Raw genomic sequence first — 261 nt, forward strand, 5'->3', positions numbered from 1 at the left:
TGCCGCTCGCGGATGAACTCCTGCTGCTAGGTGAGGACGGCGAGCTACGGCACAGCAGCCGGCCCGCGCTTCTGGAGCAACCCGAGAGGTGGGTGGAGGCCGGGCTTCGGCTGCCGCCAGCGTATGAAGCGGCTCGGGAAGCGTGGCGCCTTGGACTTGCGGAGCGGCAGTGCGGGAGGCCGGCAGACGTTGCGGCGTTTAACCGAGGACGAGGCCCGGACAGCGCTGGCGATGCAGCCGCGATTAATAGGGGAGGCGGGC

The 261-nt window shown here is 69.7% G+C and carries 1 protein-coding gene; it reads left to right on the forward strand.

Annotated features, from left to right (window positions below; genetic code table 11):
• Positions 1 to 261: hypothetical protein (locus KVT38_RS33820; protein ID WP_217598093.1), on the forward strand; the 261-nt coding region annotated here is incomplete at both ends.

Source organism: Cohnella sp. GbtcB17 (assembly GCF_019091135.1).
GTDB lineage: Bacteria > Bacillota > Bacilli > Paenibacillales > Paenibacillaceae > Cohnella.